This window comes from Enterobacter cloacae complex sp.6700776 (genome assembly GCF_048284255.1).
GTDB lineage: Bacteria > Pseudomonadota > Gammaproteobacteria > Enterobacterales > Enterobacteriaceae > Enterobacter > Enterobacter intestinihominis.
Genome location: NZ_JBLVYK010000013.1, coordinates 87310 through 112881, shown reverse-complemented (window position 1 = coordinate 112881; position 25572 = coordinate 87310). Strand labels below are relative to the sequence as shown.

The 25572-nt window shown below is 54.4% G+C and carries 22 protein-coding genes and 1 rRNA gene; 9 read left to right on the top strand and 14 right to left on the bottom strand.

What is annotated here, in order from left to right:
• Positions 1 to 91, top strand: a 5S ribosomal RNA gene (gene rrf, locus ACNQ0T_RS17370); the annotation flags it as partial.
• A 99-nt stretch (positions 92 to 190) separates the two neighbouring features.
• Here rrf and mobB read toward each other — a convergent pair.
• Positions 191 to 694 (bottom strand): molybdopterin-guanine dinucleotide biosynthesis protein MobB, encoded by a 504-nt coding sequence (gene mobB, locus ACNQ0T_RS17365; RefSeq protein ID WP_022649861.1) that lies wholly within the window; start codon positions 692 to 694, stop codon positions 191 to 193.
• Entirely contained in the window at positions 691 to 1275 is a 585-nt protein-coding gene (gene mobA, locus ACNQ0T_RS17360) for a molybdenum cofactor guanylyltransferase MobA (protein ID WP_022649860.1), read from the bottom strand. Before mobA ends, mobB begins: the two co-directional genes overlap by 4 nt.
• A gap of 68 nt (positions 1276 to 1343) precedes the next feature.
• Here mobA and ACNQ0T_RS17355 point away from each other — a divergent pair, with 68 nt between their 5' ends.
• From ACNQ0T_RS17355 to dsbA, 3 genes are all read left to right on the top strand, one after another.
• Positions 1344 to 1613, top strand: coding sequence for a YihD family protein (locus ACNQ0T_RS17355; RefSeq protein ID WP_003861904.1), 270 nt, complete (start codon positions 1344 to 1346; stop codon positions 1611 to 1613).
• Positions 1614 to 1688: 75 nt separating this feature from the next.
• The gene (locus ACNQ0T_RS17350) at positions 1689 to 2675 is read left to right on the top strand and encodes a serine/threonine protein kinase (protein ID WP_022649859.1); all 987 of its coding nucleotides are present in this window, start codon (positions 1689 to 1691) and stop codon (positions 2673 to 2675) included.
• Between the two features lie 27 nt (positions 2676 to 2702).
• The gene (gene dsbA, locus ACNQ0T_RS17345) at positions 2703 to 3326 is read left to right on the top strand and encodes a thiol:disulfide interchange protein DsbA (protein ID WP_022649858.1); all 624 of its coding nucleotides are present in this window, start codon (positions 2703 to 2705) and stop codon (positions 3324 to 3326) included.
• Between the two features lie 21 nt (positions 3327 to 3347).
• Here the strand turns inward: dsbA and ACNQ0T_RS17340 are convergent, their stop codons facing one another.
• Positions 3348 to 4256 carry an acyltransferase gene (locus tag ACNQ0T_RS17340; protein ID WP_022649857.1) on the bottom strand — a complete coding sequence of 303 codons (909 nt, stop codon included), beginning with the start codon at positions 4254 to 4256 and terminating at the stop codon, positions 3348 to 3350.
• Positions 4257 to 4695: 439 nt separating this feature from the next.
• Between ACNQ0T_RS17340 and polA the strand changes: the two genes are divergently transcribed.
• Positions 4696 to 7488, top strand: a complete 2793-nt coding sequence (gene polA / locus ACNQ0T_RS17335; protein ID WP_417930269.1) for a DNA polymerase I — start codon at positions 4696 to 4698, stop codon at positions 7486 to 7488.
• A 311-nt stretch (positions 7489 to 7799) separates the two neighbouring features.
• Here polA and yihA read toward each other — a convergent pair whose 3' ends face one another.
• Positions 7800 to 8429 (bottom strand): ribosome biogenesis GTP-binding protein YihA/YsxC, encoded by a 630-nt coding sequence (yihA, locus tag ACNQ0T_RS17330; RefSeq protein ID WP_003861913.1) that lies wholly within the window; start codon positions 8427 to 8429, stop codon positions 7800 to 7802.
• 191 nt (positions 8430 to 8620) lie between these two features.
• Between yihA and ACNQ0T_RS17325 the strand changes: the two genes are divergently transcribed.
• The 3 genes from ACNQ0T_RS17325 to hemN all read left to right on the top strand — a co-directional run bounded on the left by ACNQ0T_RS17325 (position 8621) and on the right by hemN (position 11087).
• Entirely contained in the window at positions 8621 to 8848 is a 228-nt protein-coding gene (locus ACNQ0T_RS17325) for a hypothetical protein (RefSeq protein ID WP_022649855.1), read from the top strand.
• A 161-nt stretch (positions 8849 to 9009) separates the two neighbouring features.
• Positions 9010 to 9525, top strand: coding sequence for a Der GTPase-activating protein YihI (gene yihI, locus ACNQ0T_RS17320; RefSeq protein WP_022649854.1), 516 nt, complete (start codon positions 9010 to 9012; stop codon positions 9523 to 9525).
• 188 nt (positions 9526 to 9713) lie between these two features.
• Positions 9714 to 11087 (top strand): oxygen-independent coproporphyrinogen III oxidase, encoded by a 1374-nt coding sequence (gene hemN, locus ACNQ0T_RS17315; protein ID WP_048966006.1) that lies wholly within the window; start codon positions 9714 to 9716, stop codon positions 11085 to 11087.
• Between the two features lie 100 nt (positions 11088 to 11187).
• Here hemN and ACNQ0T_RS17310 read toward each other — a convergent pair whose 3' ends face one another.
• The 4 genes from ACNQ0T_RS17310 to glnA form a co-directional block, all read right to left on the bottom strand.
• Complete coding sequence (locus ACNQ0T_RS17310) at positions 11188 to 11298, bottom strand: YshB family small membrane protein (RefSeq protein ID WP_017382667.1); 111 nt, start codon at positions 11296 to 11298, stop codon at positions 11188 to 11190.
• A 110-nt stretch (positions 11299 to 11408) separates the two neighbouring features.
• A complete protein-coding gene (glnG, locus tag ACNQ0T_RS17305) occupies positions 11409 to 12821 on the bottom strand; it encodes a nitrogen regulation protein NR(I) (RefSeq protein WP_038416956.1) in 1413 nt (470 codons plus the stop codon).
• 11 nt (positions 12822 to 12832) lie between these two features.
• Entirely contained in the window at positions 12833 to 13882 is a 1050-nt protein-coding gene (gene glnL, locus ACNQ0T_RS17300) for a nitrogen regulation protein NR(II) (protein ID WP_003861923.1), read from the bottom strand.
• A gap of 167 nt (positions 13883 to 14049) precedes the next feature.
• A complete protein-coding gene (gene glnA, locus ACNQ0T_RS17295; RefSeq protein WP_003861925.1) occupies positions 14050 to 15459 on the bottom strand; it encodes a glutamate--ammonia ligase in 1410 nt (469 codons plus the stop codon).
• A 377-nt stretch (positions 15460 to 15836) separates the two neighbouring features.
• Here glnA and typA point away from each other — a divergent pair, with 377 nt between their 5' ends.
• Entirely contained in the window at positions 15837 to 17660 is a 1824-nt protein-coding gene (gene typA, locus ACNQ0T_RS17290) for a ribosome-dependent GTPase TypA (RefSeq protein ID WP_022649851.1), read from the top strand.
• Positions 17661 to 17739: 79 nt separating this feature from the next.
• Here typA and ompL read toward each other — a convergent pair whose 3' ends face one another.
• The 6 genes from ompL to yihT all read right to left on the bottom strand — a co-directional run bounded on the left by ompL (position 17740) and on the right by yihT (position 25569).
• Positions 17740 to 18426 carry a porin OmpL gene (gene ompL / locus ACNQ0T_RS17285; RefSeq protein ID WP_032626918.1) on the bottom strand — a complete coding sequence of 229 codons (687 nt, stop codon included), beginning with the start codon at positions 18424 to 18426 and terminating at the stop codon, positions 17740 to 17742.
• 74 nt (positions 18427 to 18500) lie between these two features.
• Positions 18501 to 19925: an MFS transporter gene (locus tag ACNQ0T_RS17280; protein ID WP_022649849.1), complete on the bottom strand. Its 1425-nt coding sequence runs from the start codon at positions 19923 to 19925 to the stop codon at positions 18501 to 18503.
• A 43-nt stretch (positions 19926 to 19968) separates the two neighbouring features.
• The gene (locus ACNQ0T_RS17275; protein ID WP_022649848.1) at positions 19969 to 21351 is read right to left on the bottom strand and encodes an MFS transporter; all 1383 of its coding nucleotides are present in this window, start codon (positions 21349 to 21351) and stop codon (positions 19969 to 19971) included.
• Between the two features lie 45 nt (positions 21352 to 21396).
• Positions 21397 to 23421: an alpha-glucosidase gene (locus ACNQ0T_RS17270; RefSeq protein ID WP_417930268.1), complete on the bottom strand. Its 2025-nt coding sequence runs from the start codon at positions 23419 to 23421 to the stop codon at positions 21397 to 21399.
• A gap of 16 nt (positions 23422 to 23437) precedes the next feature.
• Positions 23438 to 24679 carry a sulfoquinovose isomerase gene (gene yihS, locus ACNQ0T_RS17265; protein WP_022649846.1) on the bottom strand — a complete coding sequence of 414 codons (1242 nt, stop codon included), beginning with the start codon at positions 24677 to 24679 and terminating at the stop codon, positions 23438 to 23440.
• Between the two features lie 14 nt (positions 24680 to 24693).
• The gene (gene yihT / locus ACNQ0T_RS17260; protein WP_023298926.1) at positions 24694 to 25569 is read right to left on the bottom strand and encodes a sulfofructosephosphate aldolase; all 876 of its coding nucleotides are present in this window, start codon (positions 25567 to 25569) and stop codon (positions 24694 to 24696) included.
• Positions 25570 to 25572: the final 3 nt, after the last annotated feature.

Below are 25572 nucleotides of genomic sequence, written 5' to 3'. Positions count from 1 at the left end.
CACCTGACCCCATGCCGAACTCAGAAGTGAAACGCCGTAGCGCCGATGGTAGTGTGGGGTCTCCCCATGTGAGAGTAGGGAACTGCCAGGCATCAAACAAGTGAAGAGGCCATCCGCAAGGATGGCCTTTTTGCGTTTGTACGTCGAAAAACGATAGGCCGGGTAAGGCGAAGCCGTCACCCGGCAGATTTCAGACTGCACACCACGCCAAAATAAACTCTGCAATCCCCTCCACATTATTCAAATCCAGAACCGGTACTTCCAGCGTCAACGCAGCGTCACTGGCCACAGCAATCACATGTTCATCCAGCGTTAACTCACTTACATCATGCCCGGCACCGTTTCTGAACAGCAGGATCTTCGCAACAGCCTCGTGCTTAAACCCCTCAACCAGCACCAGATCCAGCGTGGAATGATCCATCCGGCTGACAAGATAAGCGAGATCCAGCGGTGCTTCATCCGGAGTTTCTGTCATTAACGCCCAGCGCTGGTTACTCGCCACCATCGTTTGTGCAGCGCCAGCCTTACGCAGCTCATAGCTATCTTTCCCCGGCTTATCGACATCCATGTTATGGTGCGTGTGCTTAATCAATCCGGGACGAATACCTTTAGCGCAAAGTGCAGGTATCAGCTTTTTTAGCAGCGTAGTCTTCCCGGTGCCGCTCCAGGCAGAGATCGCTAATACGGGTATCATTTCTTCTCCTGCATCATCTGCAAATCTTCCGTCGTGTTTACATTCACAAACGCCGATTTCATGTCGCTGAAATCAACGGAATGCCCTCCCGACTGGCGCATAAATACCATGACGCGTCGCTCTCCTGCGGCCAGGTAATCTTCCAGCGCAGATATTAACGAGCGATTAATCAATGCGATCGTCGGATGGTCGCGTTCGCCGTCGTGTACCCAGACGACGGGAGCACCCTCGCACCGCTGCACCAGACGTTCAACCAGACAGGACGGGATGAAGGGCGTATCACATGAACAAAAGAGAAACCACTCTCCATGCGACTGCTGCATAACGGAAAGCATTCCCGCCAGCGGGCCGGGGTAGTCCACAAGCTTATCCTGATAAACCGGATATCCACTGCGCTGGTAAATATCAACATGTCGGTTAGCGCTGATCGCCATCGACGACACCTGATTTGCCAGGGTATCAGCAACATGCTGCCATAAGGGGGTGTTGTTCAGGAGCTGAAGACCTTTATCTTTTCCGCCCATTCGCGTTGCCCTGCCTCCGGCAAGAACGACCCCGATGATTTCCTGGCATTGATTCACGAATATCGCCTCTTTTATTGTGGGATTGACCCTGCTAACGTGTCTCTCTAAATGAAAGGAGCACTACCATGAAATGTAAACGTCTTAATGAAGTCATTGAGCTTCTCCAGCCGGCCTGGCAAAAAGAGCCAGAGCTGAATCTGATGCAATTTTTACAGAAACTGGCGAAAGAGTCAGGTTTTGATGGCGAACTGGCAGACCTTTCTGACGACATCCTGATCTACCACCTCAAAATGCGTGACTCGGCTAAAGATGCTGTTATTCCTGGTATTCAGAAAGATTATGAAGAGGATTTTAAAACCGCATTACTGCGCGCCCGAGGCGTAATTAAAGAGTAAAAGCTTGTAAGCGGAGCCACCGAAATCGCCACAAGATGATATCCTGAATCATTCGTATAATTTCCGGATGATCGGATGAACGACCAGGCTTTTACTTTCCAGACACTACACCCGGATACCATTATGGATGCGCTGTTCGAGCAGGGTATTCGGGTGGATTCCGGGTTAACCCCTTTAAACAGCTACGAAAACCGTGTCTACCAATTTCAGGACGAAGAGCGCCAGCGCTTTGTCGTAAAGTTTTACCGGCCACAACGCTGGTCCGCAGAACAAATTCAGGAAGAGCATCAGTTTGCCCACGATCTGCTGGATGACGATGTTCCCGTTGCGGCACCGCTCAAATTTAATAACCAAACGCTGCTGACCCATCAGGGTTTTTACTACGCGGTATTTCCGAGCCTGGGCGGAAGACAGTTTGAGGCAGATAATATCGATCAGATGGAATGGGTTGCCCGTTATCTGGGGCGCATTCATCAGACGGGACGTAAAAAATCGTTTGTTGCCCGACCGACGATTGGTGTTCAGGAATATCTTATTGAGCCGCGAGAGGTATTCGAAACATCGGCGCTGATCCCAAAGGCGCTTAAGGATAATTTCCTCACGGCGACCGATAAGCTTATTGATGCTGTAAAAGCCTGCTGGCGGGATGATATTACCGCTCTACGCCTGCACGGTGACTGCCACGCCGGGAATATTCTCTGGCGCGACGGCCCGCTATTTGTCGATCTTGATGACGCTCGTATGGGACCTGCGGTGCAGGATCTGTGGATGCTGCTCAACGGTGATAAAGCCGAGCAGCGCATGCAGCTTGAGACCATAATTGAAGCTTATGAAGAATTTAGCCCCTTTAATTCAGACGAAATTGCCCTGATAGAGCCTTTACGTGCGATGCGATTTGTTTATTATCTCGCGTGGTTAATCAGGCGTTGGGAAGACCCGGCTTTTCCCCGAAATTTCCCCTGGCTTACCGGGGAGGATTACTGGCGCAACCAGATATCCACATTTACCGAGCAGGTTAAGGTTCTACAGGAACCCCCTCTGCAATTAACGCCGATGTATTAATTGGACACACCCAGGAGAGAGTTAATCATGAAAAAAATTTGGCTGGCGCTGGCTGGTATGATTCTGGCATTTAGCGCAACTGCTGCGCAGTTTACCGACGGCAAGCAGTACATTACGCTGGACAAGCCTGTAGCTGGCGAGCCTCAGGTGCTGGAGTTCTTCTCCTTCTACTGCCCGCACTGCTACGAGTTTGAGCAGGTACTTCATGTTTCTGACAACGTGAAGAAAAAGCTGCCGGAAGGCACCAAAATGACGAAATACCACGTTGAGTTCCTTGGCCCATTGGGTAAAGATCTGACTCAGGCATGGGCGGTTGCGATTGCGCTGGGTGTGGAAGATAAGATCACCGCGCCTATGTTTGAAGCCGTACAGAAAACCCAGACCGTACAAACTACGGCAGATATCCGTAAAGTGTTTGTTGATGCCGGTGTGAAAGGTGAAGACTACGACGCTGCCTGGAACAGTTTTGTGGTGAAATCTCTCGTGGCACAGCAGGAAAAAGCTGCCGCTGACTTCCAGTTGCAGGGCGTGCCAGCGATGTATGTTAACGGTAAATACCAGGTAAATATGCGTGGTATGGACACCACCAGTATGGATATCTTCGTACAACAGTACGCTGATACCGTGAAACACCTGGTTGAGATGAAGTAACAAACATAAAGAAAACGCCGGTCATTGACCGGCGTTTTTGTATGAAGATTTTAACTCCGCTATCTGTTCGTCTTTCTCTTTCCAGAGTGTATTGAGCCAAAGCTGGAAACGACGTTTGAAGTTTTTATCGTTAACGTAATCACCGTGCAGTTCCGTATCGATGGGCAACAGATCAACGCGGACTACGATACGCGTCAGCTTGCCGCTGAGCATATCGTAGAACGGCGTCCTGTCGTTTTCCGGATAGCAGAGCGTTACGTTCAACAATTTATCAAACTGCTCACCCAGCACGTTGAGGGCCATTGCGATACCCGCTGCCTTTGGCGGCAACAGGTGCTGATACGGAGAGCGAGTCTGCTGGCGCTTCTCTTCGGTAAAGCGCGAACCTTCGACGAAATTAACTATGGTGGTGGGATGCGCGCGAAACTTCTCGCAAGAACGGCGCGTAGTTTCCACGTCCATACCGCGGCGTTCCGGATGACGAATCAGATAGCTGCGTGAATAGCGTTTCATAAACGGCATATCCAGCGCCCAGCAGGCCAGACCAATGAAAGGCACCCATGCCAGTTGCTGTTTCAGAAAGTATTTGTTCATCGGAATATGTTTGCGAAACAGCACGCACAATACAACGATGTCGGCCCAGCTGTGATGATTGCAGATCAGCAGATACCAGTTCTTTTTATTCAGCTTCTCAAGGCCCTGAACGTCCCACTTTAACCAGGGGTTCAGATACAACAGGATCGCCAGCCCTTCACACCAGCAGTACATCATAAAATTACAAAAAGCAGACACTGCACGCCATACCGGAGGGACGGGCAGCAGGAGCTTAATTATTCCGGCAACGATGATTGGCACAGAACAGGCGATGGTAACCAGAATAGTTAAAATGACGCTTAGCAATAAGGTTATCGCAGCGAGTATTTTCGACATAATGAATTTTTTCAGATAGTTAGCTGTAATTAAGCAGCCGGCTATCCGGTGCTGGGCGCCGATCTTATCAGATATTGGCCCAGACCAGGGCGCTTTCGCACGAAGAGGCTGCGGCTTTTCCTGCCATGCAGCGAAATTTTCTATATAGACAGGGTGCTTACGTCTTATATCCACATAGACTAAATAACCATCAGCGGGGTGGGATCTTAAGTGATCTAATTTCAACTAATTGATTTTATTTGATAAATAAGTTTTCAGTATCAGTTTTATAGAACTGTTATTCACCTGTATTAAAAATATGCACAAACTTATCCACAGTTTGTTTTTGCGAGCGATCTTCACGATCGCAAAATCTTTTTCTGTATAAAGCGCTAAAACCTGATGTTTTCATCCTTCTGTGGCATCCTTTACCCATAAATTAATTAAAGGCACGGACATTATGGTTCAGATCCCAGAAAACCCACTTATACTCGTCGATGGCTCTTCTTACCTTTATCGGGCGTATCATGCGTTTCCTCCTCTGACCAACAGCGCAGGGGAACCTACCGGCGCAATGTACGGCGTGCTGAATATGCTACGCAGCCTGATTCTGCAATACCACCCAACCCATGCGGCCGTGGTGTTTGATGCGAAGGGGAAAACCTTCCGCGATGAATTATTTGAGCATTACAAATCTCACCGTCCTCCCATGCCTGACGATCTGCGTGCGCAGATTGAACCGCTGCACGCTATGGTCAAAGCGATGGGGCTGCCTTTGCTGGCTGTCTCGGGCGTTGAGGCTGACGACGTTATTGGCACCCTGGCGCGCGAAGCTGAAAAGGCTGGCCGCCCGGTGCTGATCAGTACCGGTGATAAAGACATGGCGCAGCTGGTAACACCTGGGATCACGCTGATTAATACCATGACCAACACCATTCTTGGCCCGGAAGAAGTGGTTGCCAAATATGGCGTGCCGCCAGAACTCATTATTGATTTCCTCGCCCTGATGGGGGATTCCTCGGATAACATCCCTGGCGTGCCGGGCGTGGGCGAAAAAACAGCTCAGGCGCTGCTGCAAGGGTTAGGTGGGTTGGATACGCTGTACGCTGAGTCCGACAAAATTGCCGGACTTACCTTCCGTGGTGCAAAAACCATGGCCGGAAAGCTCGCCGATAACAAAGAGGTGGCTTACCTCTCTTATCAGTTAGCCACCATCAAAACCGACGTCGAGCTGGAGCTTACCTGCGACCAGCTTGAAGTGCAGGAACCCGCCGCAGAAGAACTGCTTGGCCTGTTCAGAAAATACGAATTTAAACGCTGGACCACGGATGTCGAAGCCGGGAAATGGCTTCAGGCGAAAGGGGCAAAAGCTGCGGCGAAGCCGAAAGAAACTATCGTTGTCGATGCCGAAGAGCAGGCAGAAGAAGAAGCGGCAGCGCTCTCATTCGATAACTATGAAACCATCCTTGAAGAGTCGCAGCTCGTCGCCTGGATTGAAAAGCTGAAAAAAGCACCGGTATTTGCGTTCGATACCGAAACGGACAGTCTCGATAACATATCTGCCAATATGGTAGGTCTGTCATTCGCGACGGAGCCGGGTATGGCAGCCTATGTTCCGGTAGCGCATGACTATCTGGATGCGCCGGAGCAGATCTCGCGCGAGCGCGCCTTAGAACTGCTGAAGCCGATTCTGGAAGACGAGAAAGCGCTGAAGGTCGGGCAAAACCTGAAGTACGACCGCGGTATTCTGCAAAACTACGGCATTGAACTGCGTGGTATCGCTTTTGACACCATGCTGGAATCTTACATTCTGGACAGCGTGGCGGGCCGCCATGATATGGATTCCTTATCCGATCGTTGGCTGAAACACAGAACCATCACCTTTGAAGAAATTGCCGGTAAGGGCAAAAATCAGCTGACCTTTAACCAGATCGCGCTGGAAGAAGCAGGCCGCTACGCCGCGGAAGACGCTGACGTCACGCTACAGCTCCATCTCAAAATGTGGCCGAAATTGCAGAAGCACGAAGGGCCGCTGAATGTTTTCCAGAACATTGAGATGCCGCTGGTGCCTGTGCTGTCCCGCATTGAGCGTAACGGCGTCAAAATCGACCCAACGGTGCTGCATAATCACTCTGGCGAGCTGGCGCAGCGCCTGACCGAGCTTGAACAGAAAGCGCATGAGCTTGCTGGAGAGGCATTTAACCTGTCGTCACCGAAACAGCTGCAAACCATCCTGTTTGAAAAGCAGGGTATTAAACCGCTGAAGAAAACGCCGGGCGGCGCGCCTTCAACCTCTGAAGAGGTGCTGGAAGAGCTGGCGCTGGACTATCCGCTGCCAAAAGTTATCCTGCAGTACCGTGGTCTGGCGAAGCTGAAATCGACCTATACCGACAAACTGCCGTTGATGATTAACCCGAAAACGGGCCGCGTACATACTTCCTATCACCAGGCTGTAGCGGCGACCGGGCGACTTTCGTCAACCGATCCTAACCTGCAAAACATTCCGGTGCGTAATGAAGAGGGCCGCCGTATACGCCAGGCTTTCATTGCGCCAGAGGATTATCTGATTGTCTCCGCAGACTACTCGCAAATCGAACTGCGTATTATGGCGCACCTGTCGCGTGACAAAGGCCTGCTGACGGCATTTGCCGAAGGGAAGGATATCCACCGGGCAACAGCTGCCGAAGTGTTTGGCCTGCCGCTGGACAGCGTGACAAACGAACAGCGTCGTAGCGCTAAAGCGATTAACTTTGGCCTTATTTACGGCATGAGCGCATTTGGCCTTTCACGCCAGCTCAACATTCCGCGTAAAGAGTCGCAGAAGTATATGGATCTCTACTTTGAGCGCTATCCGGGCGTGCTGGAATATATGGAGCGTACCCGCGCGCAGGCGAAAGATAAAGGCTACGTTGAAACGCTGGATGGCCGTCGTCTTTACCTTCCGGACATCAAATCCAGCAACGCCGCGCGCCGTGCTGGCGCTGAACGTGCTGCTATCAATGCCCCGATGCAGGGCACTGCGGCAGATATCATCAAACGCGCGATGATCGCCGTTGATGCCTGGCTGGAAAAAGAGAAACCGCGCGTGAAAATGATCATGCAGGTACACGATGAACTGGTATTTGAAGTCCATAAAGACGACCTGGAAAAGGTCTCTCAGAAGATCCATGAACTGATGGAAAACAGCATGAAGCTGGACGTTCCGTTGCTGGTGGAAGTGGGTAGCGGCGAAAACTGGGATCAGGCTCACTAAGCGTTATCGGAATAACGCGCGTTTTATGTAAGTAAGCAACATAAGTACGCGCGTTTTGTGACGATCATTAGAATTCCCTATGTAAAGAATGAAAAAAAACTACAAAAAGTGCTTTTTCAAGAGACAAAAAAAGAGTAGAGTTAACGACGTAGGGTACAGAGGTAAGATGTTCTATCTTTCAGACCTTTTACTTCACGTAATCGGATTTGGCTGAATATTTTAGCCGCCCCAGTCAGTAATGACTGGGGCGTTTTTTATTGCGGGAAGGAAAGTTTCGGGCGAAAAAAACGCGGTCATCGCCGCGCCTGTTGTTACTCTGCTTCCGCTTCTGTCGCCGGTTCCAGATCGTTAAACCAGCTGTCTAGCTTCTGTCGCAGTTTGTCCACACCCTGCTTTTTCAGCGAGGAGAACGGTTCAACCTGTACATCACCGTTGAATGCCAGCACCGCTTCACGCACCTTGTTCACCTGCGCCTTGCGCGCGCCGCTCGCCAGCTTATCCGCTTTTGTCAGCAGCACCAGCACCGCAATATCGCTTGCCACCGCCCAGTCAATCATCTGCTGGTCGAGATCTTTTAGCGGGTGTCGAATATCCATCAGCACCACCAGACCTTTCAGACACATGCGTTTTTCCAGGTATTCACCCAGCGCACGCTGCCATTTGATCTTCATCTCTTCCGGTACCTGCGCGTAACCGTAGCCCGGTAAATCGACCAGGCGTTTGCCTTCAGCCACTTCAAACAGGTTAATCAGCTGAGTACGGCCAGGTGTTTTTGAGGTACGCGCCAGGTTTTTCTGATTGGTCAGTGTATTCAGGGCGCTGGATTTTCCCGCATTGGAGCGGCCAGCAAATGCCACTTCAATCCCTGTGTCTGAGGGCAGGTGGCGAATATCGGGCGCACTGGTGACAAAATGCGTCTGTTGGTAGTTCCAGGTAGTCACGTGGTCGTCTCCAAAAATCGTAATCTGCGGGGGATTATACCTGAATGCGGGCAAAAGGCTTTTCCCTTCGTCATTGACGTGTAAGTGAAAGCCTTACGGAATGTAAGAGATCTGCCCTTAAGCGTATGAGAAATTTAAGAGAAATCGCAGGCGCTAAAAAACTCAAAATATTAAAATTCAAAGAGTTATTAATGAGTAATTATCTGAAAATCCGGTTTAGTACCTTTTCGTTGCTTGTTAGTTTAAGAGAACAAGGTAAAGTGTGCGTCAAGGCGAGGATGCCAGCAGGAAAACGACTTAAGGATAAGGGTCAGGAGCGCCAGGAGGCGAAGACTCAGGATTGTCAGGACGACCGGCGCCTGGAGGCGTTTTTAACAGGAAACGGAACCGTATCACGGACGGTAGTAGCCAAGGGATAAACAGGGTTTGTTGAAGGCAAACAGGGAATGTCTGACCCGTTAAGGGTTGTGAGTCAGGAAAAAAGGCGACAGATTGCTCTGTCGCCTTTTTTCTTTGCTTGCTTTCTGCTAGATTTCGCCGCAATTCTATACTGAAGAAAACGACTTAAAGATAAAACATCATGAAAAAACCGACCTCCGCTGCGGGCGCGAAACGCCCTGCAAAAGCCCGCCGCAAAACGCGCGAAGAACTGAATCAGGAAGCGCGCGATCGCAAACGCGATAAAAAGCATCGTGGCCATACTGCGGGTAGCCGTGCTAACGGTGGCGGTGCCGCAGGCGCTTCTGCAAAAGGCAAACAGCAGAAAGATCCTCGTATCGGCAGTAAAACTCCCATTCCACTGGGCGTGACAGACACGCCGGTCACTAAGCAGCACAAACCAAAGAGCGAGAAACCTATGCTTTCACCGCAGGCTGAGCTGGATATGCTGGAGAACGATGAGCGCCTGGATGCGCTGCTGGAACGTCTTGAAGAGGGTGAAACCCTGACCGCTGAAGAGCAGTCCTGGGTAGATGCCAAACTGGATCGCATTGATGAACTGATGCAGAAGCTGGGTCTGTCCTACGATGATGAAGAAGACGAAGAGGAAGACGAAAAGCAGGAAGATATGATGCGTCTGCTGAAAGGTGGAAACTAACATTTGCACCCGGCAGGTACACTCGTCCTGCTTATAACCCTTCCGGTTATATGTTATCTGGTGTGGTTATTCGTTAAACTACGGCGGTTGTCGCGGCGACAGAAGTGGCTGCGCACCCGAATGATGGCCCGCAACGGGACCAGAACGGGCCGCCGTATACGAACGCGACACCAACGGAAGGAGTGAGCATGTCTGTACCATCTATCGACTGGGATTTGGCCCTGATCCAGAAATATAACTATTCCGGGCCGCGTTATACCTCATACCCCACCGCGCTGGAGTTTTCTGACGCTTTCGGCGAGGCGGATTTTCAGCAAGCTGTGGCGCGCTATCCCGAGCGCCCGCTGTCGCTCTACGTCCATATTCCGTTCTGCCACAAGCTCTGCTACTTCTGCGGCTGCAATAAGATCGTTACCCGCCAGCAGCACAAAGCCGATCAATACCTCGATGCGCTTGAACAGGAAATTCTGCACCGCGCACCGCTGTTTAAAGGCCGTCACGTCAGCCAGCTTCACTGGGGCGGCGGTACGCCAACCTATCTGAATAAAGCGCAGATCAGCCGCCTGATGGCGCTACTGCGCGGCAATTTCAGTTTTAACCACGACGCTGAAATTTCGATCGAGGTCGATCCGCGTGAAATCGAGCTGGATGTGCTGGATCATTTACGCGCCGAAGGCTTCAACCGCCTGAGTATGGGTGTACAAGACTTCAACAAAGAAGTACAGCGCCTGGTCAACCGCGAGCAGGATGAAGCGTTTATCTTTGCCTTACTCAACCATGCGCGTGAAATCGGCTTTACCTCAACGAATATAGACCTGATTTACGGCCTGCCGAAGCAGACGCCGGAGAGCTTCGCCTACACGCTTAAACGCGTGGCTGAGCTCAACCCGGACCGTCTGAGCGTCTTTAACTATGCGCACCTGCCGACGCTGTTCGCCGCGCAGCGCAAAATCAAAGATGCGGATCTGCCTTCCGCCCAGCAGAAGCTGGACATTTTGCAGGAGACCATCGCCTCGCTGACCGAAACCGGCTATCAGTTTATCGGGATGGATCACTTTGCCCGCCCTGACGACGAACTGGCGATTGCCCAGCGCGAAGGTGTTCTCCACCGTAACTTCCAGGGATACACCACCCAGGGAGATACCGATCTGCTCGGAATGGGTGTCTCCGCTATCAGCATGATTGGCGACTGCTACGCCCAGAACCAAAAAGAGCTGAAGCTGTATTACCAGCAGGTTGATGAAACGGGCAACGCGCTGTGGCGCGGCATTGCGTTAACGCGCGACGACTGCATCCGTCGTGATGTGATTAAGGCGCTTATCTGCAACTTCCGTCTCGAATTCCGCGAGGTGGAGTCGCAATGGGATCTGCAATTCAGCGATTACTTTGCCGAAGACCTGAAGCTTCTTGCGCCGCTGGCGAAGGACGGGCTGGTGGATGTGTCGGAGAGCGCGGTGGTCGTCACGCCGAAGGGGCGTCTGTTGATTCGTAATATCTGCATGTGCTTCGATGCCTATCTGCGCCAGAAAGCACGTTTACAGCAGTTCTCGCGCGTGATTTAAGTTGCAATGCCGGGAGGCGCTTCGCTTACCCGGCCTACAACTCGCACTTATGTAGGCCGGGTAAGGCGAAGCCGCCACCCGGCTTTTCATCGTCAGCTCGTTAGCTAAACAGCCCAACCAGTGCCGCACACAATACCGCCGCAACGGCAGTTTGTGGCGTGTGGCTTTCTGCTGCACCGCTCGAAAGTAAGGTCACTAATGATTCCAGCATGATGCTCCCCCCAGTTTCCGGGCACGATCATACAAAACTCATCGGAACAGTAAAGCGCAAAATAACGGCACTTTGCGCTCAATTAGTAACCTTTACACAGCGGAGTAAGATCACTCCATTCCCAGCTCTTTCAGCTTGCGCGTCAGGGTGTTTCGACCCCATCCCAACAGGCGAGCCGCTTCCTGTTTGTGGCCCTGGGTATGACGAAGCGCGGTGGTCAACAGCGTGCGCTCCATTTCAGGCTGTGCTTCAGAGAGCAAGTTTTGATGACCGGAACGCAGCGCGCGATCTGCCCACTGCGCCAGCAGCGTTGCCCAGCTGTCCGGCAACGTATGTCCTGAGGTGCTCTCGGGCACGGTGGCTTCAAACAGTTCTGCCGGTAAATCCTGAATCAGCACTTCCTGGCCGGCGGCCATCACCGTCAGCCAGCGACAGGTGTTTTCCAGCTGACGCACGTTGCCCGGCCACGCCAGACGGGTGAGGGCGGCATCCGTTTCCGGATGAAGCTGCTTGGCTTCCACGCCCAGCTCGCGGGCCGCCACCTGCAGGAAATGGCGCGCCAGACGCGGGATATCTTCCCGACGCTCGCGCAGCGGCGGCAGGTGGACGCGGATCACGTTCAGACGATGGAATAAATCCTCACGGAATTTCCCCTCCTGTACGCGCAGCTCCAGGTTCTGGTGCGTCGCGGCGATAATGCGTACGTCCACCTTCACCGGCGCATACCCGCCCACGCGGTAAAACTGTCCATCTGCCAGCACGCGCAACAGTCGGGTCTGTACATCCAGCGGCATATCGCCGATTTCATCCAGGAAAAGCGTGCCGCCGTCAGCCTGTTCAAAGCGTCCCTGACGAATGGTATTGGCTCCGGTAAATGCCCCTTTTTCGTGGCCGAACAGCTCAGATTCAATTAAATCCTTAGGGATCGCTGCCATGTTCAGGGCGATAAAGGGGGCTTTCGCCCGCGGGCTGTGGCGATGCAGGGCGTGTGCGACCAACTCTTTACCGGTCCCTGATTCACCGTTAATCAAGACGCTGATAGACGAACGCGACAGACGCCCGATGATGCGAAACACGTCCTGCATGGCTGGCGCTTCACCGATGATGTCCGTCGTTGGTCCAAAGTCGGGGGCATTGCGGGGCTGCTGTTGCTCCTGATAGTGGCTGATAGCGCGCTCAACCAGCGCAACGGCTTCGTCGATATCAAACGGTTTTGGCAGGTAATCAAACGCGCCCTGCTGGTACGCGCTGACGGCAGCATCCAGGTCGGAGTGGGCGGTCATTATGATGACCGGAAGCATAGGGTGGCGCTGTTTGATCTGCTTTAAGAGCGCCAGTCCGTCCATTCCCGGCATGCGAATATCCGAGAGCAGAACGTCCGGCGTTTTGGTGGTGAGTGCGTCGAGCACCTCGCTGCCACTCTCAAACGTCGTGCAGCTTAATCCCGCTCCTGTGAGCGCGCGTTCAAGCACCCAACGGATGGAGCTATCGTCATCGACTACCCAGACTATCCCTCGTTGCATAAACGTCACCTTTATTTTTTAATCGGCAGGAAAACCGAAAACTCGGTATGTCCCGGCCAACTGGTAAATTCAATTTTGCCGGAGTGTTGGTCAATCAAATTTCGGGCTATGGATAACCCCAGCCCGGTGCCGCCTTCGCGACCGCTGACCATCGGGTAGAACAGGGTGTCCTGGAGATGCGGCGGGATCCCCGGCCCGTTATCTTCCACATCAATACGTGCCGCCAGACGATAACGCACACCGTGCAGCGTCAGCTGGAACGCGGTGCGGGTACGCAGAATAATTTCGCCCCCCTCCGGGCCCAGCGCCTGCAACGCGTTACGCACAATGTTCAACAGCACCTGTTCAATCTGGTCCGGATCGTGCGCCAGCTCCGGCAGGCTTGGGTCGTAATCACGCACCAGCGTGACGTTATCCGGCAGCTCCATAGAGACGAGTTTCACCACTCGCTCCGCAACTTTGTGAATGCTTTCTGAAACGTGCATCCCCGGCTGCTGTGGCCCGAGCAGACGATCGACCAGGTTACGCAGACGGTCCGCCTGCTCAATAATGACGTTGGTATACTCCGCCAGGGCAGGGTCTGGCAGCGCTTTGGTCAGGAGCTGTGCCGCACCGCGTAAGCCGCCCAGCGGGTTTTTAATCTCATGAGCCAGCCCGCGCACCAGGTCGCGCGCCGCAATCTGCTGCGCATGCTGAAGCTGTTCCTGGCTGAGACGACGCTGGTTATCCATCGGCGCCATTTCCAGCAGAATCATGCCATCTGGCAGACGCTGTGCGGTGAGGGACAAAATATGCGAGCGTCCGTCAATCACCAGCGTCACTTCGTTATCGGTGAAGCCCTGACCCGCCTGCAAACTCTCCTGCATCAGGCCAATATTCAGCGAGAAATAGCTCAGCAGTTCTGGCAGCGGCGTGCCAAACAGTTTACGGGCGCTTTGGGCGAGCAGCTGCTGCGCCGCCGGGTTGGCGTAATGCACCGCCAGCTCGTCGTCGACCAGCAAAATACTGTTAATTAAAGAATTGAGGATCTGCCCAGCATCGGGCAGCGTGCCAGTTGCCATTCAGCAGTCTCCTGGAGTCGTTGCACTATTTTAGTGCAGTATAGCGTTTTAGAGGTAAAAAGCGCGTGAGATCAGGTTGTTGGTGGAGAAAAAAGCCCATCCGAAGATGGGCTAAAGTTTCCACGGCAACGACTCCCGACGCGTATGCGCCGGGTAAAACAAATCAATTAAACGCTGTAGTACAGTTCGAACTCAACCGGGTGCGGCGTCATGCGAACGCGGTCGTTTTCTTCGGTACGCAGCGCGATGTAAGCGTCGATAGCTTCATCGGTGAACACGCCGCCAGCGGTCAGGAACTCGCGGTCTGCGTCCAGCGCCTGGAGGGCTTCTTCCAGAGAGCCGGCAACCTGTGGGATCTCTTTCGCTTCTTCTGGCGGCAGGTCGTACAGGTTTTTGTCCATGGCTTCGCCCGGGTGGATCTTGTTCTTGATACCGTCCAGACCGGCCATCAGCAGTGCTGCGAAGCACAGGTATGGGTTAGCCGCCGGGTCCGGGAAGCGCACTTCGATACGACGCGCTTTCGGAGACGCAACCACCGGGATACGGATAGAAGCAGAACGGTTACGGGCAGAGTACGCCAGCATTACTGGTGCTTCGTAGCCAGGGACCAGACGCTTGTAGGAGTTAGTGGTTGGGTTCGCCAGGGCGTTGATCGCTTTAGCGTGTTTGATAACACCACCGATGTAGTGCAGCGCCTGCTCGGACAGACCCGCGTACTTGTCGCCAGAGAACAGGTTAGTGCCGTTCTTGGACAGGGACATGTGGCAGTGCATGCCGGAACCGTTGTCGCCAAACATGGGTTTTGGCATGAAGGTCGCGGTTTTACCGAAACGGTGCGCAACGTTGTGTACAACGTATTTGTAGATCTGAATCTCGTCCGCCTTTTTGGTCATGGTGTTGAAGCGGGTGGCGATTTCGTTCTGGCCAGCCGTTGCCACTTCATGGTGGTGCGCTTCAACAACCAGGCCCATCTCTTCCATGATCAGACACATGGTAGAACGGATGTCCTGTGAAGAATCGACCGGAGGAACCGGGAAGTAACCGCCTTTCACGCCCGGACGGTGACCTTTGTTACCACCTTCGTACTTGGTGGAAGAGTTCCATGCGCCTTCGATGTCATCGATAGCGACGTGGGAACCAGAAATGGAAGCACCAAAACGGATGTCGTCGAACAGGAAGAACTCTGGCTCTGGCCCGAACAGAACGGTGTCTGCAATACCGGTAGAACGCAGGTACTCTTCAGCGCGTTTTGCGATGGAGCGTGGGTCACGGTCATAGCCTTGCAGCGTGCCAGGTTCCAGGATATCGCAGCGGATGATCAGCGTAGGTTCTTCGTAGAACGGGTCAATGAGCGCAGTGGTTGCATCTGGCATCAGAACCATGTCGGATTCGTTAATGCCTTTCCAGCCGCCAATGGAGGAGCCGTCAAACATTTTGCCTTCTTCAAAGAATTCGGCGTTCACCTGATGAGCAGGGATCGTGACGTGCTGTTCTTTACCTTTGGTATCGGTGAAGCGCAGATCAACAAACTTCACTTCATGTTCGTTCAGCATCGTCAAAACGTGTTCAGCGGACATACTTAACTCTCCAGATTGGTCATTGTCGTCGTGGTAACGAGGTCTTCAAATCGGCTGGGCTGCCATATTTTTACTGTATTTCTGTAAAGCGAAATCTGTGCCAACTTTTAAAACACCCCAAAAAGGCGTTATCATGCGCACCATAGTGCAGAAGGGCTGCACCACATTGGATTCGTTGCACCATTATAGTGCTTCAGTGTGAACATTGAGCACCATATTGGTGCAATTTACGTTAAAGTGCCCTTTTACCGCTCCGTGAAAGCGATCACAAAGCATCTCTGCAATACTTGTTTGCGGGGGATGTTTGTGATCCTGTTTTGTAGTGCGATTAATCCGTGTACAATAACGCGCTATTTCTAAATGCCTGAGGCAAAGTTGTGATCGAAAAATTGCGTAATATCGCCATCATCGCGCACGTCGACCATGGTAAAACTACCCTGGTTGACAAGCTGCTACAGCAGTCCGGTACGTTTGATGCTCGTGCCGAAACTCAAGAGCGTGTGATGGACTCCAACGATTTGGAGAAAGAGCGTGGGATTACCATCCTCGCCAAAAACACCGCTATCAAATGGAATGACTACCGTATCAACATCGTTGATACCCCAGGGCACGCCGACTTCGGTGGTGAAGTTGAGCGCGTGATGTCCATGGTGGATTCCGTGCTGCTGGTGGTTGACGCATTTGATGGCCCTATGCCGCAAACGCGCTTCGTGACCAAAAAAGCATTTGCCCACGGCCTGAAACCTATCGTTGTGATCAACAAGGTTGACCGTCCTGGCGCGCGTCCTGACTGGGTTGTTGACCAGGTCTTCGACCTGTTCGTTAACCTCGACGCGACCGACGAACAGCTGGACTTCCCTATCGTTTATGCGTCTGCGCTGAACGGTATCGCCGGTCTGGATCACGAAGACATGGCGGAAGACATGACTCCGCTGTACCAGACGATTGTTGACCGCGTTCCTGCGCCAAACGTTGACCTGGAAGGCACCCTGCAAATGCAGATCTCCCAGCTCGACTACAACAACTATGTTGGCGTAATCGGCATTGGTCGTATCAAGCGCGGTAAAGTGAAGCCTAACCAGCAGGTCACTATCATCGATAGCGAAGGCAAAACCCGTAACGGTAAAGTCGGTAAAGTACTGACTCACCTGGGTCTTGAGCGTATCGAGAGCGACATCGCTGAAGCGGGCGACATCATCGCTATTACCGGTCTGGGTGAACTGAACATCTCCGACACCATCTGCGATCCGCAGAACGTCGAAGCGCTGCCAGCCCTGTCCGTTGATGAACCAACCGTATCCATGTTCTTCAACGTCAACACCTCTCCGTTCTGTGGTAAAGAAGGTAAGTTCGTTACCTCTCGTCAGATCCTTGACCGCCTGAACAAAGAGCTGGTGCATAACGTTGCGCTGCGCGTTGAAGAAACCGAAGACGCTGATGCATTCCGCGTTTCCGGTCGTGGTGAGCTGCACCTGTCTGTTCTGATTGAGAACATGCGTCGTGAAGGTTTCGAGATGGCGGTATCCCGTCCGAAAGTTATCTTCCGCGAAATCGATGGCCGTAAACAAGAGCCATTCGAAAACGTAACGCTGGACGTTGAAGAGCAGCACCAGGGTTCTGTCATGCAGGCACTGGGTGAGCGTAAAGGCGACCTGAAAAACATGAATCCAGATGGCAAAGGCCGCGTACGTCTCGACTACGTGATCCCAAGCCGTGGCCTGATCGGCTTCCGTTCTGAGTTCATGACCATGACTTCCGGTACGGGTCTGCTGTACTCCACCTTCAGCCACTATGACGACATCCGTCCGGGCGAAGTGGGCCAGCGTAACAACGGCGTACTGATCTCCAACGGTCAGGGTAAAGCGGTTGCGTTTGCGCTGTTCGGTCTGCAGGATCGCGGTAAGCTGTTCCTGGGTCACGGTGCTGAAGTTTACGAAGGCCAGATCATCGGTATTCACAGCCGTTCTAACGACCTGACGGTAAACTGCCTGACCGGTAAGAAACTGACCAACATGCGTGCGTCCGGTACTGACGAAGCAACGGTTCTGGTTCCACCGATCAAGATGACGCTGGAGCAGGCTCTGGAATTCATCGATGATGACGAACTGGTAGAAGTGACGCCTCAGTCAATTCGTATCCGTAAACGTCACCTGACCGAGAACGATCGTAAACGTGCTATGCGCGGTGCGAAAGAAGAGTAATTCGGTTATGCCGTAGGCCGGGTAAAGCGCAAGCGCCACCCGGCAACGAAAAGCCGCTGAGCGATCAGCGGCTTTTTTATTAGAAGGAATAACGTAACCCTAACCGAATCCGGTACTGCTCGCGGTTGTAATCATTCCATCGGTCCAGCCACTGTAGCTCAAGATACGGCAGCCAGTTTCTGTCGATCTTATAGCTGAACTTGTTGGTAATTTCCCAGTGATGATCTTTGCCATTTTTGCTGTGGTAATCATTCACCCGCTGGAAAAAGTGCGGCTCAAAGGTGTAGAAAAACGCATCCGTCACTTTGAAATTCCAGTAGTTGGCGAATTCGTGCGTGTCGTTTTTATCCATCTGCCCGTTATAGTCCGGCGTATCGTAATTGTTATGGTTATAGCGATAGCGGAACGTCAGATTAAACCAGTCCGTAAATTTATAGTTAGTATCTAAATAGAGTGCTCCACCCGATCCTGCGCTGCTGTCGTTAATTAACCCGCCGGGCTGGAAGGTGAGTTTGTCGGTCGGTTTGAAGAGCGGATACCAACCCTCGATTTCGTTATAGCTGTGCTTCAGTTCGTCCCATTTCCCCACGTTATAAGCGTTGGTGAACATCAGCCCCGCGCCCATATCGAAGTTATAGCCCGCACGCAGGATCACCTCGTGCAGCTCAGAGGCCGTATTGTACGCTTCGCGCGTTTCGACATAGGCCCCGGCAAAAACCGGGCAGGACACAGACGACACGATCAGTACGGTGATGATTCTATTCATAATTTGTCCATGTATCAGGTACAGAAAGGCCTCCCTCCTGATTAACAGGAAGGACATATTGGCCGGATTTATAGTTATAAAGTGACTGCTGACGCTTTATTGTTGGTGGTTATCTCAGGGGTATTTGCTGTCTGTTTTTTCCGTTTTCCAATCTCCTCGATAATAAAGGCGAAGCGCGCTTCGTTGAGTTTATAAAACAGCCCCATGGTCACGGCAGCAACGATCGCCAGGCCGCACGGCCAGAGGAAAATCAGCTGACGCAAACCCAGCAGCGTGCCCGCGCTCTGCACGGCATGGGGAACGTAGCCAATCTGGGTCAGCATGATGCCGGGCAGAAAACCGGCGAGCGCCGCGGAGATTTTGCGCGAGAAGGTATAGCCGGTATACACCGACCCTTCGGCGCGAATCCCGGTTTTCCACTCGCCGTAATCAACCGTATCCGGCACCAGCGCCCAGTTCAGGCTGTTCACAAACGCCGTGCCAAAGAAGGCCATGCAGGAAAAGAGCACGAAAAGCAGGGAGCTGGTCCCCCAGAAGAAATTCAGCACGTCGCCCACCGCCCACAGCGCCAGTCCGCCCAGATAGACCGGTTTCTTGCCAAAGCGCTTTACCGCACCGGGCACCAGAAACACGCCAATCAGAATGCAGCCCATGCTGAAAAAGCCCATCCACGACAGGAGATGCAGATCGTTCAGCACATACTGGGTGTAATAGACCTGAATCGCCAGCTTGATGTTAAACGCGGCGAGGGTACAGAGGTTGGCGATGCACAGCACCAGCAGCGGCGGATTGCGGAAAATCGCGCAGAATGATTTCAGAATGCCGGGCTTATGGTGATCGGGCGTAAGCTCGACGTAGCGCTCTTTAACCCCGCTGTAGCACCACCACATGCAGAACAGCCCCCCGGTGACGAACACCAGCGCGGCCACCAGATAGCCGAGTGAGGGCTGGCTGACGAACAGCGCCTGAATCGGCATAAAGCCGACGGTGCAGAGCAACAGTCCTACCGTTGCGCCGCCCTGACGCCACGCCGCAAGCTGCGCGCGCTCGTTCGGGTTTTTGGTGATGGCCGGAACCATTGCACCGTAGGCGCAGTTCATCAGGCTGTAGCAGAGGCCAAACATCATGAAGAGCACGGTGGCGAGGGCCGTTTTCACCGTCAGGCTAAAGTCGTTGGCCATAAACTGCGCCGTGGCCACCAGCGCCACCGGGACGGAGGCGTAGAGAATGAATGGCCGGAATTTCCCCCGCGCGCCGATATTACGCCGGGAGTCCAGCAGCACCCCGGTCAGCATGTCGGTAAACGCGGTAAAGAACTTGGCGACCAGAAAAATGATGCCGCCGTAGAACGCGGGCATGCCCAGCTCGTCCGTGTAAAACTTCAGCAGATACAGCGTGCCAATACACAGCATCAGGTTCGAGCCAAAATCGCCCATCCCGTAGGCGCACTTCTCTCGCAGGCTCAATTTCAGGGTTAACGGATCAGTATTGTGTGTCATGGTCGATCCTCAAAGCGCCCCGCAGGGCGCTCAATCACGTCATTTATGCCGTACGTTTGCGCAGCTCAATTTCTTCCACGATGCGCACATACATCTTCTCGTTGAGGTTGTAGAAGCAGCCCATCGCCACGATGGTGATGACCGCCAGCAGGCTCGGGTAGATAAATATCAGCTGCCGCAGCCCTTCAACCGTGCCGGCGGATTGCACCACGTTGGGCACATAGCCAATCTGCGTAAGCATGATCCCCGGGAAGAAGCCCGCCAGCGCCTGCGATACCTTGCGGAAGAAGGTAAAGCCGGTATAGACCGTCCCCTCGGAGCGTACGCCGGTGCGCCACTCGCCGTACTCCACGGTATCGGAGACCAGCGCCCAGTTCAGGCTGTTCACGAACGCAGAACCGAAGAACGCCAGGCAGGAGAACGCCACAAAGCTCACCGAGCCGCCGCCGAAGAAGTAGTTAAGCAGATCGCCTGCCACCCAAATTGCCAGCCCGCTGATGTAGACCTTTTTCTTACCAAAGCGCCGCACCGCGCCGGGCATCATAAAGACGCCGATAAAAATACAGCCCATGCTGAAGAAGCCCATGTACGACAGCAGGATCGGGTCGTTCAGCACGTACTGCGTGTAGTAGACCTGAATGGCGAGTTTGACGTTAAAGGCACCCAGCGTGCACAGGTTAGCGATGCACAGGATAAACAGCGGACGGTTCCCGGCGATGGCGCGAAACGACTGCAACAGCCCCGGTTTCTGCGCCGGGTTAGCAGGTTGCGTCTCAACGTAACGCTCGGTTACGCCCTTATAGCACCACCACATAAAGAACAACCCGAACAGCGAGAAGAGGGTGGCGGCAAAGATGTAGCCAAGCTGGTCATTGCCCTCAATGAGGTTCATCACCGGGACAAAGCCCACCGTACAGAGCAGCAGGCCGAGCGTGGCGCCGCCCTGACGCCAGGCCGCCAGCGAGGCTCGCTCGTCCGGGTTTTTGGTAATGGCGGGCACCATCGCGCCGTAAGAGCAGTTCATCATGCTGAAGAACAGGCCGTACAGCATGAACAGCACCGTTGCCATCACCGTTTTGCCGGTCATCTCAAACGGTGTGCCGACGAAGTTGGCAATCGCCAGCAGCGTCACAGGGAAGGCTGCATACAGCACGAACGGGCGGAATTTCCCTTTCGGGCCAATCTTGCGCCGAGAGTCGAGCATGATCCCGGTGCCCATATCGGTGAAGGCGGTAAAAAACTTCGCAATCAGGAAGATAATCCCCCCGTAGGTACCGGGCAGTCCCAGCACGTCGGTGTAGAACTTCAGCAGATACAGCGTGCCGATATCCAGCAGGATGTTAGAGCCGAGATCGCCCATCCCGTAGGCGAGTTTTTCTTTAAAAGGCAGGCGCAGGGTTGCCGGGTCAGAAGTATGTTGACTCATTATTGTTCTCCGTCTGCCCGCAGATTTCCCCGCGGGCGAGCCTTATCAGATATGACGTAAGGTGCTAAACAGATCTGCCCATTCGCTTTGCTGGCGATAGAAGACCGGCGGTTTGCCGAGCGGGGCATCAACGGTCACGTCACCGCCCCGGCAGATTTCCCCCGTCCACGCATTGACCCAGCTGTCCTGCGGCAGATAGAGCGACCAGTCGCGGCGTCCCTCTTCATGAACCGGCGCCACCAGCAGATCGCGGCCAAACAGGTACTGGTATTTCAGCGTGTAGGCGCGCGCGTCGTCCTCGTAGTGCAGGAACAGCGGACGCATCACCGGCAGGCCGCTTTTCGCGTTCTGCGCAACCGCCGCTTTGATGTACGGCTTCAGAGTGGTGAACACGGTGGTCATGCGCGCGAAGTGGGCGATGGTTTCGGCGTCGCCGTCGAACTGCCAGTTGTCGCCAGGGCGATTGCCCTCGTGGGTACGCATCATCGGCGTAAAGGCGCTGAAGTCGCACCAGCGCAGCAGCAGCTCTTTGCTGCGCTTCATCTCGAACAGCGTCGTATAGCCGCCAATGTCGCTGTGGTGCAGCCCGTGCCCGGTCATCGCCAGAGACAGCGCCGCCGGTACGACGGACGCCAGACCATCGTCCAGGCTCCAGTCGACGTTCTGATCCCCCGCCCACATCATCACCGAGTGCTTCTGGCTGCCGGTGTAGCCCGCGCGCATGAAGAACAGGATCTCCCCGAGCTTGCCGGTCTCCTCCAGCGCTTCGTAGTTACATTTCGCCCACAGGGCAGGCCAGGCGTTATGCATGATCTCCGCGCTAACGCCGTTGTGCAGGAAGGTATCGGTCGGCAGATATTCCCCGAAATCGGCCATCCAGCCGCCGCAGCCCAGTTCGATCAGGTTCTTTTTGATGACCTCTTTGTACCAGCCGTAGGCTGCCGGGTTGGTCAGGTCGATAACGCCCGCGTAGAATTCGCCGAACTCAACGTGGTAATCCTCGCCGTTGGCGTTTTTGGTCAGATAGCCGCGTTTCGCCGCCTCTTCGCAGAGATCTTTATCGCTGGCGACGTACGGGTTGATATAGGAGAGGAACTGCACGCCCTCCTGTTTCCACTGCGCAATCCGCTCATCAAGCTGCGGATAGAGCGCGCTGTTCCACTTCCAGTTCCACATCACGCGTTTGCCGAAGGAGGTCATGCGGATGCCGGACCAGTCCTGCGCCCAGATGCCGTTCACCTTCACGCCGCCCTCGCGCATGGCGTCGAGCTTCTGCTGACACACCTCGGTGCCACCCTGAATACCCAGCGTCACGCCGTCGTAAACCCAGTCCGGCAGTTCAGGCTGACGCCCCAGCAGGCCGGTCAGTTTTTCCAGCAGATCGACGTAGGTTTCTGCGCATTCGAAGCGCAGCGTGGCGTTATCTTCCCAGAACGCCAGCTCGTGGAAGTCCGGCGCGCTGAAGTCGAAGTTCATATAACAGCTGTTATCCACGTGGCAGTAGTACTTCTGGGTGCTCACGAAGGTAGGCTGCGGGAAGAAGGTCCAGTAGTAATCGCCGCCCGCGTTCTCTTTGCAGTCGGCCTGCCAGGTGACATAGGTCTGCTTATTGCGGCCCACGCCCTGCTCGCTGGTCCACAGCGGAAACGGCTTGCCGCGCAGATCGAAATACGAGAACTGCTCGCCGCAGCCGTAAATATGATCGTCAGGCTGAGCTGCCAGCCGCAGCCAGATGCGGTTATGGCTGGCGGCGTCATTTTTCAGCTTCAGCTCCAGACGGCCTTCAGCATCCACGCCGACCAGCAGCGTCGCGCTCACCGCGTCGCCGCGGGTAAAGCGGATTGCCCAGCCCGTGCTTTGCTGCGTAACGGTCGCGTTCGTCAGGGCAATCTTTTCGTTGAGCTTGTCTTTGATGCTGAAGTTGCCGCGAAACATCTCGATATCCGCCTCACCTGCGCCGATCCACAGGCAAGGGGCATCCGCAGAGTGGGATAAAATCAGACGGTCCTGCCAGCGCAGGGTAAAACCACTTTCGTTATTTTTCAGGTCAATATTGTGTAGGGTACGCATAAAAACTCCGTCTTTATTATTTGGCCAGGCTATCCAGTAATCCGGCGGCTACGGCAGGCGCTAAGCCCGGCGCCAGCGGCAGGCGGGGGATCACCAGGCAGTGCAGCAGATGGTAAATATCCTGCTTGCCGTCCCAGACTTTGGTGGTCACTTCGTTATTGGTGTCCAGCTCCTGCCACCATGAACCGTTTTCGTAATCCATCAGGTACTTGATGCAGTAATCCCACCACTTCTGATACCAGGCTTCGTACTGCGCCTCACCGGTGACGGTGTAGAGCGCGTAAGCCGTACCCATCGCTTCGACGATTGGCCAGCGCACGCGTTCGCGGACGATTGGCTTGCCGTCCCAGCCCACGGAATAGACAAATCCATCGGCCCCGTCGGGTGCCCAGGCGTCCCGGATGGTGGCGTGGAACAGGCCTTTCGCATCTTCCAGCAGCCATTCCGGCGGGGTTTCAAAGCGCGCTTCCAGGGCGGCGCGCAGGTGCAGCATCAGGCGACCCCACTCAATCCAGTGCCCCGGCGTGCCGCCGTAGGCGCGGAAGCGGTGGGCGGGGTTATCGATGTTGTAGTCGCGGATCGGGTTCCAGTTGGTGTCGAAATGCTCGTTAACGCGGTACTCCCCTTTGCGCGCCACGTCGTGAATAATCACCGAGGCGATGCGCAGGGCGCGGTCGAGCCATTTACGGTCGTGGGTCACGTCATAAACGATCAGGAAGGCTTCCACGGCGTGCATGTTGGCGTTACCGCCGCGGTAATCTTCCGTTTTGCTGAAGGCTTCATCCCAGGACTCCAGGCACATCTGCTCCTGTTCGCTCCAGAAGTAGCGCTCAATCACCTCGATGGCGTCGTCCAGCAACTTGCGTGCCTGCGGATGGCCGGTGGTGACGGCGCTCGCCGCGCCCAGCAGGACGAAGAAATGCTGATAGCCCTGCTTGGACGCATCAATCACGCCTTCATCGTTTACGCAGGCGTACCAGCCACCGTGCTGCTTGTCGCGCAGCGGACCGTTCAGGGCATTAATGCCGTGCTCAACCAGGGCGTACGCACCAGGACGTCCCATGTTCGCCGCCACCGCGTAAACGTGCAGCATGCGGGCGGTGATCCACAGATGGGTGCCCATATCGCTACGCACCTGCCCGTTATTGCCCAGCCAGCCAAAACCGGTCGGTACGGCGGCGTTTTTACCGAAATCAAGAATGCGGTCGGTCTCTTGTTCGAGCCAGCGGTTATGGCTCAGGGTATTAAACCATTTCATGTTCGGATCCTTTCTTAACGGCGAGCCATCATTTCGTCGACGATCTCACCCAGACGCTGAAGTTTTGGTACGGAAATATCACGCAGCATCAGCTCGGTGTCCGGCAGGCCAATCACAGAGGACCAGACGGCGCGACCGGCTAAAAAGCCCGATGCCCCCGCCTGCATCGCCACGCTCACCGCGCGCGGGAATAACTTATCGTCCACGCCGGAGGAGAGGATCACCCACGGCATGGCGATGTTCTCGTTCAGCTTCTGCGAGGCCGCCAGCAGCTCCTGCTGCGTGCCCTTACCAAACAGCGGCATTTCCACTTTGTAGAGGTCGGCACCGCTGTCGCCCAGCTCTTTGGCCGCATCGATAATCGCCTGCTCGCGGTCAAACGCGGCGCCGCGGCGCGGTGGACGCACAACCGGCTCGATAATGCTCAACAGCCCGTTGTCGTGGCACAGCGTATTGAACGCTTTCACCATCTCCAGGCGCTGCTGCGGATCTTCATCGCTGCGCCACAGCACCAGCAGCTTCAGCGCCTTGCCGCCGTCGCGTTTGACCGCCTGCGCGTCAATGCTCTTGTCGATCACCACGCTGTCGACCGGAATACCGTTCCCCGGAATAAACTCGTCGGCTGCCACAATCATCGCGCAGCTTTTGGCCACGGCCCGCTGCTCGACAATCTGGCGATAGCAGAACTGCTGGTCGACGAGAATGGCAGAGGCGTACGGCGACAGAATTTTTGCCGCGTTGACCTTAAAATCGGTCAGGTGCTGGTCGGTTACCGGTACCGGCGCGCCTGCCGCCGCAAACATCAGGCGCATCGCTTCGCGCTGATCCACGGCCAGCATCGCAAAACCGCCGGAAGGTCGGGTGATATCTTTCAGGGTGTACATCGTCATTCC

Coding starts and splice junctions, on each gene's coding strand:
- mobB (WP_022649861.1), bottom strand. CDS start 694: ATGATACCCGTATTAGCGATCTCTGCCTGGAGCGGCACCGGGAAGACT.
- ACNQ0T_RS17355 (WP_003861904.1), top strand. CDS start 1,344: ATGAAATGTAAACGTCTTAATGAAGTCATTGAGCTTCTCCAGCCGGCC.
- ACNQ0T_RS17350 (WP_022649859.1), top strand. CDS start 1,689: ATGAACGACCAGGCTTTTACTTTCCAGACACTACACCCGGATACCATT.
- dsbA (WP_022649858.1), top strand. CDS start 2,703: ATGAAAAAAATTTGGCTGGCGCTGGCTGGTATGATTCTGGCATTTAGC.
- ACNQ0T_RS17340 (WP_022649857.1), bottom strand. CDS start 4,256: ATGTCGAAAATACTCGCTGCGATAACCTTATTGCTAAGCGTCATTTTA.
- polA (WP_417930269.1), top strand. CDS start 4,696: ATGGTTCAGATCCCAGAAAACCCACTTATACTCGTCGATGGCTCTTCT.
- ACNQ0T_RS17325 (WP_022649855.1), top strand. CDS start 8,621: ATGAGTAATTATCTGAAAATCCGGTTTAGTACCTTTTCGTTGCTTGTT.
- yihI (WP_022649854.1), top strand. CDS start 9,010: ATGAAAAAACCGACCTCCGCTGCGGGCGCGAAACGCCCTGCAAAAGCC.
- hemN (WP_048966006.1), top strand. CDS start 9,714: ATGTCTGTACCATCTATCGACTGGGATTTGGCCCTGATCCAGAAATAT.
- ACNQ0T_RS17310 (WP_017382667.1), bottom strand. CDS start 11,298: ATGCTGGAATCATTAGTGACCTTACTTTCGAGCGGTGCAGCAGAAAGC.
- glnG (WP_038416956.1), bottom strand. CDS start 12,821: ATGCAACGAGGGATAGTCTGGGTAGTCGATGACGATAGCTCCATCCGT.
- glnL (WP_003861923.1), bottom strand. CDS start 13,882: ATGGCAACTGGCACGCTGCCCGATGCTGGGCAGATCCTCAATTCTTTA.
- glnA (WP_003861925.1), bottom strand. CDS start 15,459: ATGTCCGCTGAACACGTTTTGACGATGCTGAACGAACATGAAGTGAAG.
- ompL (WP_032626918.1), bottom strand. CDS start 18,426: ATGAATAGAATCATCACCGTACTGATCGTGTCGTCTGTGTCCTGCCCG.
- ACNQ0T_RS17280 (WP_022649849.1), bottom strand. CDS start 19,925: ATGACACACAATACTGATCCGTTAACCCTGAAATTGAGCCTGCGAGAG.
- ACNQ0T_RS17275 (WP_022649848.1), bottom strand. CDS start 21,351: ATGAGTCAACATACTTCTGACCCGGCAACCCTGCGCCTGCCTTTTAAA.
- ACNQ0T_RS17270 (WP_417930268.1), bottom strand. CDS start 23,421: ATGCGTACCCTACACAATATTGACCTGAAAAATAACGAAAGTGGTTTT.
- yihS (WP_022649846.1), bottom strand. CDS start 24,679: ATGAAATGGTTTAATACCCTGAGCCATAACCGCTGGCTCGAACAAGAG.
- yihT (WP_023298926.1), bottom strand. CDS start 25,569: ATGACGATGTACACCCTGAAAGATATCACCCGACCTTCCGGCGGTTTT.